This window comes from Kitasatospora sp. SC0581 (assembly GCF_048159585.1).
Lineage (GTDB): Bacteria > Actinomycetota > Actinomycetes > Streptomycetales > Streptomycetaceae > Kitasatospora.
Map to the genome: position 1 here is coordinate 1 of NZ_JBLRWA010000081.1, position 1,015 is coordinate 1,015.

A 1,015-nucleotide genomic window follows, 5' to 3' on the forward strand; every position below is an offset into this window, starting at 1 on the left:
CAGCACCGGGCCGGCATGCAGACCTCGAAGACCATCGTGGCCGTCAACAAGGACCCCGAGGCCCCGATCTTCGAGCTCGCCGACTACGGCGTGGTCGGCGACCTCTTCCAGGTGCTGCCGCAGCTCACCGCCGAGGTGAAGGCCCGCAAGGCCTGAGCCCGGTCCGCCTGACAGTGAGGGCGTGGCACCGAGTACCACTCGGTGCCACGCCCTCCGTCGTCTCCCGGCGGCGCCTTCGCGCGCCGCCCGTCCCGGTCACGTCTCCGTCCGGGCCGTGATCTTCTCCGCGTCGCCGGTCACTCCGCGACGAAGGCCGCGAGGTGCTGGGTGAAGCCGCCCTGGGTGGGCGGCAGCGGGCGCGGCTCGGTGTCCTGCACCGGCGGCGGCTCCTCGACCGGCAGCAGCCGCAGCTCCGGCTGGTCGGAGTCGGGGGAGGAGAGCAGCCGCACCCGGGTGCCGACCGGGACGGTGCTGCGCATCCCGTCCACGATGCACCAGACGTCGAAGCCCTCCGCCATGCGGATCAGCGACTTCTGACGGACCAGCGGCGTCCGGGCCTGTTCGACCGCGCAGCGCCGCACCACGCCGGTGCCCTCGCTGGGCTCCAGCCGCAGCTCGGTGGAGCCGCAGGTGGGGCAGAGCAGCCGTTGGAAGGTGGGGTTGTTGCACCACGCGCAGCGCTGGAAGTACAGCGTCGTGCTGCGGGTGTCGGCATCGATGGCTGAGTGGACCACGCTGTCATCTCCCTGCGCTCGGACCGGCTTCGTGCGGTGGAACCGTGGCGGAACCGCGGCGGGTGTACGCCAGAAGTTCGGCACGAAAAGGATAGGGAACTCAGTGCCGTCAAGGGAAGGCACTGAGTTCCCTTTTTGCCGCGCGCATGCATAATGAAGGGTACTGAGTACCGTCGTGAAACAGGAGTGGCGATCATGAGCCAGGACTTCGATCTCTTCCGGATCTCCGAGGAGCACGGGATGCTCCGTGAGGCGGTGCGTTCGCTGGCCGAGGCGAAGAT

The 1,015-nt window shown here is 69.2% G+C and carries 1 protein-coding gene and 1 pseudogene; one reads left to right on the plus strand and one right to left on the minus strand.

Going from position 1 to position 1,015, the window contains the following annotated elements; all coding sequences use genetic code 11:
- A pseudogene (locus ACLWS4_RS37140) lies at nucleotides 1-156 on the plus strand (electron transfer flavoprotein subunit alpha/FixB family protein); the annotation flags it as partial.
- Nucleotides 157-296: 140 nt separating this feature from the next.
- Here ACLWS4_RS37140 and ACLWS4_RS37145 read toward each other — a convergent pair.
- Nucleotides 297-734, minus strand: coding sequence for a hypothetical protein (locus ACLWS4_RS37145; protein ID WP_074002309.1), 438 nt, complete (start codon nucleotides 732-734; stop codon nucleotides 297-299).
- Between the last annotated feature and the right edge of the window lie 281 nt (nucleotides 735-1,015).